At 69.7% G+C, this 6,592-nt stretch carries 6 protein-coding genes and 1 pseudogene; 1 reads left to right on the top strand and 6 read right to left on the bottom strand.

What is annotated here, in order from left to right:
- Window positions 1-141: 141 nt before the first annotated feature.
- The 5 genes and pseudogenes from prcB to arc form a co-directional block, all read right to left on the bottom strand.
- A complete protein-coding gene (gene prcB / locus ACFW1A_RS36990) occupies window positions 142-984 on the bottom strand; it encodes a proteasome subunit beta (RefSeq protein ID WP_380417398.1) in 843 nt (280 codons plus the stop codon).
- Between the two features lie 20 nt (window positions 985-1,004).
- Window positions 1,005-1,310 (bottom strand): annotated as a pseudogene (locus tag ACFW1A_RS36985) (endonuclease VII domain-containing protein); the annotation flags it as partial.
- A gap of 222 nt (window positions 1,311-1,532) precedes the next feature.
- Window positions 1,533-1,751: a ubiquitin-like protein Pup gene (locus ACFW1A_RS36980; RefSeq protein ID WP_380417396.1), complete on the bottom strand. Its 219-nt coding sequence runs from the start codon at window positions 1,749-1,751 to the stop codon at window positions 1,533-1,535.
- 150 nt (window positions 1,752-1,901) lie between these two features.
- The gene (dop, locus tag ACFW1A_RS36975) at window positions 1,902-3,413 is read right to left on the bottom strand and encodes a depupylase/deamidase Dop (protein ID WP_380417394.1); all 1,512 of its coding nucleotides are present in this window, start codon (window positions 3,411-3,413) and stop codon (window positions 1,902-1,904) included.
- Between the two features lie 113 nt (window positions 3,414-3,526).
- Window positions 3,527-5,293 (bottom strand): proteasome ATPase, encoded by a 1,767-nt coding sequence (arc, locus tag ACFW1A_RS36970; protein WP_380417392.1) that lies wholly within the window; start codon window positions 5,291-5,293, stop codon window positions 3,527-3,529.
- A gap of 220 nt (window positions 5,294-5,513) precedes the next feature.
- Here arc and ACFW1A_RS36965 point away from each other — a divergent pair, with 220 nt between their 5' ends.
- On the top strand, window positions 5,514-5,816 hold the full coding sequence (locus ACFW1A_RS36965; RefSeq protein ID WP_380417390.1) for a ferredoxin: 303 nt from the start codon (window positions 5,514-5,516) through the stop codon (window positions 5,814-5,816).
- A 77-nt stretch (window positions 5,817-5,893) separates the two neighbouring features.
- On the opposite strand, the gene ACFW1A_RS36960 is transcribed toward ACFW1A_RS36965, so the two are convergent.
- A partial coding sequence (locus tag ACFW1A_RS36960; protein WP_380417388.1) for a hypothetical protein occupies window positions 5,894-6,592 on the bottom strand: 699 nt, incomplete at its 5' end.

Below are 6,592 nucleotides of genomic sequence, written 5' to 3'. Positions count from 1 at the left end.
GATGCCCTCGCGGGCGTCCTCCGCGCGGCCCGCCATGGCCCGCGGGGGCCAGACCCACAACGGTCCCCCCACCGCCGGGCCGACCCTTCGCACTGGGGGGGCCCCCCCGGCCCGCGCGCGGGCCGGAGGGCGGGTGGCGGACTAGAGGAGCGGGGCCTGCGGGCCGTCGGGCTGGTTGCGGCGGTGGGCGGTGATCGACAGCGCGATCTCCGCCACCTCCTCCTCGGAGAGCCTGCGGAAGCCCTCCTCGGTGATCAGGCTGACGATCGGGTAGATGCCGCGGGCCAGGTCCGGGCCACCGGTGGCCGAGTCGTCGTCGGCCGCGTCGTACAGCGCCTGCACCACCAGGGTGGCGGCCTGATCACCCGTCAGGCCCTGGCGGTAGAGCTTCTTCAGCGAGCCGCGGGCGAAGACCGAGCCCGAGCCGGTGGCCGCGAAGCCGCGCTCCTCCGACCGGCCGCCGGTCACGTCGTAGGTGAAGATCCGGCCGCGCCCGAGGTCCAGGTCGTAGCCGGCGAACATCGGCACCACGGCCAGGCCCTGCATCGCCATCCCGAGGTTGCCCCGGATCATGGTCGTCAGCCGGTTGGCCTTGCCCTCCAGCGAGAGCACGGTGCCCTCGATCTTCTCGTAGTGCTCCAGCTCCAGCTGGAACAGGCGCACCATCTCGACGGCCAGACCGGCGGTGCCGGCGATGCCGACCGCGCTGTACTCGTCGGCCGGGAAGACCTTCTCGATGTCGCGCTGGGCGATCACGTTGCCCATGGTGGCCCGGCGGTCACCGGCCAGCACCACACCGCCGTCGAAGACCGCCGACACGATGGTGGTGCCGTGCGGCGCCTCGAGGGTCAGCCCGGCGGGAAGCGCACGGCGCCCCGGGAGCAGATCGGGCGAGTGCTCGGCCAGGAAGTCGATGAACGACGAGGATCCCGGGGTGAGGAAGGCAGCCGGTAGACGCCCGGTGCCACGAGTGTTGGCTTCCACACGATTCCTTCCAGGTAGTCGGCAGCCCGCCGGAGCGCGTCGGGCCGGTCCCTCATCTGCCCCAGCGCCGCGTTGCAGGCGAAGCAGAGGATGCCACGGACCCTACCCGTTTCATGGTCGTGATCCACATGCTCGGCCGGTCGGTCCAAACAGATCGGGCAGGTGCCCGCCTGACTTTCGAGCATGGCGGCGAGATCGGCCTCGGTGAGGCCGTAGGTGCGGCGGAAATAGTCCCTACGGTTCCGTGCCGCGCGGCACGGCTTGCAATACGGGGCGAGCCCGCTCGCCTGCCGCACATTCTTGTCCCACTCGGAATACGGCTTCATCTCACCGCAGTCGGGGCACCGCTTATGACCCGGCGGCACCTCGACTCGCGGCTTGGGAACCTTCCCCCTGGCCCGCTGCCGTTCGTCGTAGTAGCTGGCGCTACAGGCACGACAACAGGCCTGCAGGCCGTTCCACCTCGAACGATTCTTGGCGAAGTCGGCAGCGGGCAGGGTCCGCTTGCATTTCGAGCAATGTGCCTCGGAATGCAATTCCGACACTAATTACTCTCCGCCCTTTTGAACGAATCCTCGAACGAAATCCTCCGCGTTGCTCTCCAAGACCTCGTCGATCTCGTCCAGCACCGCGTCCACGTCGTCGCTCAGCTTCTCCTGGCGCTCCTTGAGCTCGTCGGACTGCTGCGCCTCCGCCGCCTGCTCCTCGGTCTCCTCGGTGGAGCGGTTCGCCCGCTGCTGGCCGCCGCCGGTGTCCTTGGTCGCCATGTCCCTCACCCCTCTGCATCGTCGGTCGGCCCGGGAGTGGACCTGATAGTGGAACGTTCGACCCACAGTGGGATGATTCCCCGTCAGTGGACCTTTCACCCAAGGTAGCGGATCACTCACGCAACGAAATGATCACGCCGGCGGCGGTGCTCAGCCCCCCGACAGCACCCGCACCAGGTCCTCCGCGGTGCGGCACCGGTCCAGCAGGTCCTTGACGTGGGCGCGGGTGCCCCGCAGCGGCTCCAGGGTGGGCACCCGCTGCAGCGAGTCCCGGCCCGGCAGGTCGAAGATCACCGAGTCCCAGGAGGCCGCCGCCACGTGCTCCGCGTACTGCTCCAGGCAGCGCCCGCGGAAGTACGCCCGGGTGTCGTCCGGCGGCTGGTGCACCGCGCGCTGCACCTCGTCCTCGGTCACCAGCCGCTCGAACCGCCCGCGCGCCACCAGCCGGTTGTACAGGCCCTTCTCGGCCCGCACGTCGCTGTACTGCAGGTCGACCAGGTGCAGCCGGGGGTTGTCCCAGTCCAGCCCGTCGCGCTGGCGGTAGCCCTCCAGCAGCTCCCGCTTGGCGATCCAGTCCAGTTGCTTGGACAGGCTCATCGGGTCGCGCTCCAACCGGCCGAGCACGTCCTCCCAGCGGGTGAGCACGTCCATGGTCTGCTCGTCGGCGTCGTGGCCGTAGCGGTCCTCGATGTACTTGCGGGCCAGCTCGTAGTACTCCATCTGGAGCTGGACGGCGGTGAGCTTGCGGCCGTTGCGCAGCGTGATGAGGTGCTGCAGCGACGGGTCGTGGGAGACCCGGTGCAGGGTGCGCACCGGCTGGTCGACGGCGAGGTCGACCGCGATGAACCCCTCCTCGATCATGGTGAGCACCAGGGCCGTGGTGCCCAGCTTGAGGTAGGTGGAGATCTCCGACAGGTTGGCGTCGCCGATGATCACGTGCAGCCGGCGGTACTTCTCGGCGTCCGCGTGGGGTTCGTCGCGGGTGTTGATGATCGGGCGCTTGAGGGTGGTCTCCAGGCCGACCTCGACCTCGAAGTAGTCGGCGCGCTGGCTGATCTGGAAGCCGTGCGCGGAGCCGTCCTGGCCGATGCCGACCCGGCCGGCGCCGGTGACCACCTGGCGGGAGACGAAGAAGGGGGTGAGGTGGCGCACGATGTCGGCGAACGGCGTGGCCCGCTGCATCAGGTAGTTCTCGTGGGTGCCGTAGGAGGCGCCCTTGTTGTCGGTGTTGTTCTTGTACAGCAGGATGTTCTGCCCGTTGGGCAGCTCCAGCGCGCGGGCGGCGGCCTCGGCCATGATCCGCTCGCCGGCCTTGTCCCAGAGCACGGCGTCGCGCGGGTTGGTGATCTCGGGCGAGGAGTACTCGGGGTGCGCGTGGTCGACGTAGAAGCGGGCGCCGTTGGTCAGGATGACGTTGGCCAGGCCGATGTCCTCGTCGGTGAGCTGGCTGGCGTCGGCCACTTCGCGGGCCAGGTCGAAGCCCCTGGCGTCGCGCAGCGGGTTCTCTTCCTCGAAGTCCCAGCGGGCGCGGCGCGCCCGGTGCATCGCCGCCGCGTAGGCGTTGACGATCTGGGACGAGGTGAGCATGGCGTTGGCGTTGGGGTGTCCCGGTACGGAGATGCCGTACTCGGTCTCGATGCCCATCACGCGCCTTACGGTCATGCGGCCCTCCTTGCCCGTCTGACCACCGAGTTGCTTCGGTATGCGCCGCGGCTGGCGGAGCGTCGGCTCCGCCAGCCGCGGGTCGAGCCTGGTGTGGCGGCTCGTACCAGGTGCTACAGGTACTGGCCGGTGTTGGCGACGGTGTCGATGGAGCGGCCGGACTCGGCGCCCTGCTTGCCGGTGACCAGGGTGCGGATGAAGACGATCCGCTCGCCCTTCTTGCCGGAGATCCGGGCCCAGTCGTCCGGGTTGGTGGTGTTGGGCAGGTCCTCGTTCTCCTTGAACTCGTCCACGCAGGCGGCGAGCAGGTGGGAGACGCGCAGGCCGCGCTGGCCGTGGTCGAGGAAGTCCTTGATCGCCATCTTCTTGGCCCGGTCCACGATGTTCTGGATCATGGCGCCGGAGTTGAAGTCCTTGAAGTACAGGACCTCCTTGTCACCGTTGGCGTAGGTGACCTCCAGGAAGCGGTTCTCCTCGGTCTCGGTGTACATCCGCTCGACCACCGCCTGGATCATCGCGAGCACGGTGGAGTCCACCGAGCCCTCGTGCTCCTTGAGGTCGTCCGGGTGGAACGGCAGCGAGCCCTTGAGGTACTTGGAGAAGATGTCCTTGGCGGCCTCGGCGTCCGGGCGCTCGATCTTGATCTTGACGTCGAGACGTCCGGGGCGCAGGATCGCCGGGTCGATCATGTCCTCGCGGTTCGAGGCGCCGATCACGATGACGTTCTCCAGGCCCTCCACGCCGTCGATCTCGGCGAGCAGCTGGGGGACGATGGTGTTCTCCACGTCCGAGCTGACGCCGGAGCCGCGGGTGCGGAACAGGGACTCCATCTCGTCGAAGAAGACGATGACCGGGGTGCCCTCGCTCGCCTTCTCGCGGGCCCGCTGGAAGACCAGGCGGATCTGCCGCTCGGTCTCGCCGACGTACTTGTTGAGCAGCTCGGGACCCTTGATGTTCAGGAAGTAGCTCTTGCCCTGCGGCCGGCCGGTGACCTCGGCGACCTTCTTGGCCAGCGAGTTGGCCACCGCCTTGGCGATCAGCGTCTTGCCGCAGCCGGGCGGGCCGTAGAGCAGCACGCCCTTGGGCGGGCGCAGCTCGTACTCCTTGAACAGGTCGGCGTGCAGGTAGGGCAGCTCGACCGCGTCGCGGATCTGCTCGATCTGGTTGGCCAGGCCGCCGATCTGGCGGTAGTCGATGTCCGGGACCTCCTCGAGGACCAGCTCCTCGACCTCGGCCTTGGGCACGACCTCGTAGACGTAGCCGGACCGCGGCTCCAGCAGCAGCGCGTCGCCGGGGCGCAGCGTGGTCTCGCGCAGCGGCTCGGCCAGCCGCACCACCCGCTCCTCGTCGGTGTGGCCGACGACGAGCGCGCGCTCGCCGTCCTCCAGCACCTCCTTGAGGGTGACCAGGTCGCCGATGGACTCGAAGGCGAAGGCGTCGACGACGTTGAGGGCCTCGTTGAGCAGCACTTCCTGGCCGCGGCGCAGGTCGTCCAGCTCGATGCTCGGGCTCACGTTGACCCGCAGCTTGCGGCCCCCGGTGAAGATGTCGGCGGTGTTGTCCTCGTTCTTGCTGAGGAAGGTGCCGAACCCGGCGGGGGGCTGGGCGAGCCGGTCCACCTCCTCCTTGAGGGCCACGATCTGGTCGCGGGCCTCGCGCAGGGTGGCGACCAGGCGCTCGTTCTGCGCGGTCACGCCGGCCAGGTTGGCCTGGAGCTCGGTGATCCGGTCTTCGAGGACCCTCGAAGAACGCGGGGATTCTGCCAGCTTGCGTCGCAGCACGGCGATCTCCTGCTCCAGGTACGAGACCTGTGCGGCCTCGTCGGAACCACGCGCGGGCTTGCCGGCACTGCGGTTGTAGTCGTCATCGTGGGCTGCCACGGTCCTCACCTCCTCCGGGGAGCGGGATGCTTCCAGACCCTACCTGCACCAGGGGTCGTGTAAACCCCTAGATCAAGAAAGACGGAAGGGGTGTGTCCGATCTTCACCCGAGTGTGCTTCCCCTCGGCTGAGGGATACCCACCGCACACGCTCGGAAAGCGGCGGGAGGTAGGGTCGAGCGAGTCAATATCCGATCGTGACCGTTGCTAGGCAGGAACCGATGTCAGTGACCAGTGAGGCGGGCGCCGCGGAGCCGCTCGAGGTGTGGATCGACCAGGACCTGTGCACCGGGGACGGGATCTGCGCCCAGTACGCGCCCGAGGTGTTCGAGCTGGACATCGACGGTCTGGCCTATGTGAAGGGCGAGGACGAGGAGTTGCGCCAGCTGCCGGGCGAGGCCGTGCCGGTGCCGCTGACGCTGCTTCAGGACGTGGTGGCCTCGGTGCGCGACTGTCCGGGCGACTGCATCCACGTCCGCCGGTCGGGTGACGGGGTCGAGGTCCACGGCCCGGACGCGGACTGAGCCGCCGCCCGGAGCGTTCGACCGTTTCCCGGTGCGCCGCTGTCGCACCGTCAGGAAACGGTCGAACAGGTCCCGGCTCAGGTGCTGGACGTGGGCGTGCTCTGCTGGGTGCGGCTCCAGGTGGTGCCGTGGTGGGCCCAGCTCAGCTGGACGGTGAGGTCCGGGCAGCAGCGCGGGACGTCGGGGGTGGAGTAGCCCTGGGCCTTGGCGGTCAGGGTGCCGTCGGAGCGCAGCGCGAGCGCGGTGACGGTCAGGCCCTCGCGCCAGTCGACCAGGGTGTCGTGCACGGTGGGGGTGCCGTCGGGCCCCGCGGTGACGATGAAGACGCCGTCGGGGGCGGTGCCGCTGCCGGCCTGGCAGTGGGCGGCGGCGATGGTGGCGGGGGTGCCGTCGCCGAGGTCGGCGGCGAAGCTGACCGAGACGGTGCTGGGCAGCGGGCCGCAGTCGAGCGGCAGCTGGGCCTTGCGGGCGTCCGGGGCGGCGGCGGTCGGCACGGCCTTGGGGGTGCCGGCGGCGGCGACCGGAGCGGTGCCGGCGGGTCGCACGCTGGGCGCGGCGGCTATCGAACCGGCCACCAGGGCCGCGCAGCCGATCGCGACGGCGCCCCAGCGCAGCGGACCGGAGCGGGCCTGGGCCGCGGGCACGCCCGGGTCGGGAATCGGGAGCGTCGTGGCCGCGGCGTCCGACAAGGAGGTCCCCTCCAGTGCGTGGGTGTGGGCAGCATCGTTGCACATCAGCGGGCCCGTGTCCGCAGTGGGGTGGCCGGGCCCGGGACG

The organism is Kitasatospora sp. NPDC058965 (assembly GCF_042741245.1).
GTDB lineage: Bacteria > Actinomycetota > Actinomycetes > Streptomycetales > Streptomycetaceae > Kitasatospora.
Note: the sequence above shows the minus strand (reverse complement) of the source record. Positions and strands in the feature narration are given on the sequence as shown.